Annotated in this window: 3 protein-coding genes; all 3 read right to left on the bottom strand. The window is 65.1% G+C overall.

Going from position 1 to position 2,348, the window contains the following annotated elements:
- On the bottom strand, window positions 1-1,137 hold a 1,137-nt coding region (locus FDW83_RS18850; RefSeq protein WP_171027623.1), incomplete at its 3' end, for a molybdopterin-dependent oxidoreductase.
- A 150-nt stretch (window positions 1,138-1,287) separates the two neighbouring features.
- Window positions 1,288-1,908 carry an MBL fold metallo-hydrolase gene (locus FDW83_RS18845; protein ID WP_138139593.1) on the bottom strand — a complete coding sequence of 207 codons (621 nt, stop codon included), beginning with the start codon at window positions 1,906-1,908 and terminating at the stop codon, window positions 1,288-1,290.
- Window positions 1,905-2,348, bottom strand: a 444-nt coding sequence (locus FDW83_RS18840; protein ID WP_138139592.1) for a zinc-binding dehydrogenase, incomplete at its 5' end; no start/stop codon positions are given. The genes FDW83_RS18840 and FDW83_RS18845, both read right to left, overlap by 4 nt.

The following is a 2,348-nucleotide window of genomic DNA, read 5'->3' as shown; positions in this document are numbered from 1 at the left end:
GACACCCAGCGCCCAGCAGAAAATAGACGCCTTGGACCTGATGAGCATCCCGGCCACGGTCTCGATCTGGGCGCGGGACAGGCCGGTGGCCTTTTCCGTCTCGTCCCAGTCCAGGGCGGCGCGGGCCTGCTTGTAGGCGTCGAACCCGTCGGTCTGCGCGGCGATGAAGGAATGGTCGACGACCGTCCCCGGGTTGGCTTCTTCCTCTGCCAGGAGCAGGTGGCCCAGGGCCTGGAACAGGGCCAGGTCACCGCCGACCTTGATCTGCAGGTATTCGTCAGCGAGCGGGGTGCCGCCGCCGACGACGCCGGAGACGGTCTGCGGGTCCTTGAAGTTGAACAGCCCGGCCTCCGGCAGCGGGTTCACGGCCACCACCTTGCCGCCCTTGTCCTTGCATTCCTTCAACGCCGAGAGCATGCGCGGGTGGTTGGTCCCCGCGTTCTGGCCCACCACGAAGATCAGTTCGGAATCGTGGATGTCGTCCAGGGACACGGTGCCCTTGCCGATCCCGATCGTGGGGTTCAGGGCAGAACCTGAGGACTCGTGGCACATGTTGGAGCAGTCCGGCAGGTTGTTGGTGCCCAGGGACCGGGCGAACAGCTGGTACATGAACGCGGTCTCGTTCGCGGTCCGCCCGGAGGTGTAAAACACGCACCGGTCCGCGGTGGTGGCGCGGACGTGTTCGCCGATCAGTTCAAACGCGTCGTTCCAGGAGATCGGCGAATAGTGGGTCTCGCCTTCCCGGATGACCACCGGTTCGCTGAGCCGGCCCTGGTTGCCCAGCCAGTACTCCGTTTTCTCCGAGAGCTCCTTGATGGAGTGCTTGGCCCAGAACTCCGCACCCACCGTGCGCAGGGTGTTCTCCTCGGCCACCGCCTTGGCGCCGTTTTCACAGAACTCGGCGGCCTTGCGCTTCTTGTCCGACTCCGGCCAGGCACAGCCCGGGCAGTCGAACCCGCCGCGCTGGTTCAGCCGCAGCAACGACTGCGCCGTGCGGGTTACACCCGCCTGCGCCACAGCGCGCTCCAAGGCGACCATCACGGCCTTGACCCCGGCAGCCTCAGTCTTGGGCTTACGGACTTCCAGGTCGTCTTCGTTGATGTCCGCGACGGGTGCGGGCTGCTTACCGAACTTCATCGTTCCAACTTTCCTTACCGACATACGTCCTGCTGGTCGATTTTATTGCTACCTGTTGTATTAGTGGCGGCACCACAAAGGCGCACCAGGTGTTTCCTGGCGCGCCTTTACTGGCACCGATGGTGGTTTCACTGCTGACGGTCCCGTTGCCTACGGGGCCACCTTCGCCAGGTTTTCCTGCTCGGCCGCGGTGGTGGTGTTGTCGCCGTGGCCGGTGCGGACCACCGTGTCGGCGGGCAGGGTGAGCAGCCGTTCGCGGATGGAGGCCAGGATGGTGGGGTAGTCGCTGTAGGACCGGCCGGTGGCCCCAGGGCCGCCGTTGAACAGCGTGTCCCCGGTAAAGACCGTTCCTTCGCTTTCGAGGTAGAAGCAGGTGGATCCCGGTGAGTGGCCCGGGGTGTGGATGGCCTTTAGCGTTGCCCCGCCCACCTGGAACTCGTCGCCGTCGGCGTGCTGCCGGTGCGGCTCAAAGTCCGGGTAAACCTGCTTCCACAGGACCAGGTCCTCCGGGTTCAGGTAGATCGGTGCCGCCACTGCTTCCGCGACCTCGCGGGCGGCGCCGATGTGGTCGTTGTGCGCGTGGGTAATCAGGATGGCCTTGACCGTGCGGCCCTTGACCTGGTTGATGATGGCCTTGGCGTCGTGCGGGGAGTCGATGATCACGCACTCGGTGTCATCGCCCACGATCCAGACGTTGTTGTCCACGTCCCAGGTGCCGCCGTCGAGCGAAAATGTGCCCGAGGTGACCAGATTTTCGATGGTGACGCTCATGCGGATGCCCTTTCCGGCTGGATTTCGACGACCGAGCGCAGGACTTTGCCTTCGTGCATCTTGTGGAAGGCTTCTTCGACCTGGTCGATGCTGATGCGCTCGGAGACGAAGGCCTCCAGGTCCAGGTTGCCCTGCTTGTAGTGCGAGACGAGCATCGGGAAGTCGCGGGAGGGCAGGCAGTCGCCGTACCAGGAGGACTTCAGCGACCCGCCGCGGCCAAAGACGTCCAGCAACGGCAGTTCCAGCTGCATTTCCGGCGTCGGCACGCCCACCAGGACCACGCGCCCGGCAAGGTCGCGGGCGTAGAAGGCCTGCTTGTACGTTTCGGGACGGCCGACGGCGTCAATCACCACGTCCGCTCCGTTACCTCCGGTGAGGGCACGGATGGCCTCCACGGCGTCCTCCTGCCGGGAGTTGATCCCGTGCGTGGCGCCCAGGGT

This window comes from Pseudarthrobacter sp. NamE2 (genome assembly GCF_005796205.1).
Taxonomy (GTDB): Bacteria; Actinomycetota; Actinomycetes; order Actinomycetales; family Micrococcaceae; genus Arthrobacter.
The sequence above is the reverse complement of the archived record's forward strand: the minus strand, read 5'-3'. Positions and strand labels throughout refer to the sequence as shown.